Here is a 420-nt window from a genome sequence, read left to right as displayed (position 1 = left end):
ATTGTTGTAGCGTTCGATGCCGAGCACGTCGTTCAGGATGAAAAGGGTGTCGTCGACTGGAGCCTTGTAGATGGGCATTCTTTCCTCGCCTTTGGTGCTTCGGGCGTCTCGTCGTCGACGCCGGTTGCAGGATGCCGGATGCGCCGCCCTCCTCTAGGGCGCCGTGCGTTCGGACGAACGTAAAAAGGAACGCCCTAGCACTTTGATTCTAGAGCATCTTTCCGCTTCCAGTGATGCCACGTGAAAGCCGGATGCTCTAGGCGATCTCGCATCGTTGGCAGGATGCTACAAAATTTTGACGTTTGCGTAAACGTCAAAAAGTGCGGACTGCGAAGTTTCGTCGCGGATACCCGGGGGAGCGGAGAGGGGCGCCGGAGCCTGCGCTCACGGCCGATCCTGCCAAATCGTTAAAAAATCACG

The 420-nt window shown here is 56.9% G+C and carries 1 protein-coding gene; it reads right to left on the bottom strand.

Annotated features, from left to right (window positions below):
* Positions 1–78, bottom strand: a 78-nt coding sequence (locus tag WA845_RS25340; protein WP_443111986.1) for an acyl-CoA dehydrogenase N-terminal domain-containing protein, incomplete at its 3' end; no start/stop codon positions are given.
* Positions 79–420: the final 342 nt, after the last annotated feature.

The sequence above is a fragment of the Agrobacterium sp. CMT1 genome (assembly GCF_037203725.1).
Taxonomy (GTDB): Bacteria; Pseudomonadota; Alphaproteobacteria; order Rhizobiales; family Rhizobiaceae; genus Agrobacterium; species Agrobacterium pusense.
The sequence above is the reverse complement of the archived record's forward strand: the minus strand, read 5'-3'. Positions and strand labels throughout refer to the sequence as shown.